Annotated in this window: 1 pseudogene; it reads right to left on the reverse strand. The window is 41.2% G+C overall.

What is annotated here, in order from left to right:
• A pseudogene (locus tag Q8G36_RS28950) lies at window positions 1-228 on the reverse strand (recombinase XerC); the annotation flags it as partial.

Genomic DNA, 228 nt, shown 5'->3' on the forward strand with positions numbered 1-228 from the left:
CCTCGATTTCTTTTAGGAGAGCAGCTTGCTCAAGCATGTTCAGGGCTTTTGGCGGATCTTCTTTCTTTTCCTTTGCTTTACGATCGATGTTGAGGACGATTTCGGGTTTATCAAGGAACCTGGAAAACATGGTAATGGCTGAATAATGTTTTTCAATCGTTCCTCCACTCTTGTTTGACTGTTCCATATCGTCTAAATAGGTTTGGACGTGGGATTTTTCAATCTCTT

The organism is Peribacillus frigoritolerans, assembly GCF_030676415.1.
Lineage (GTDB): Bacteria > Bacillota > Bacilli > Bacillales > DSM-1321 > Peribacillus > Peribacillus frigoritolerans_A.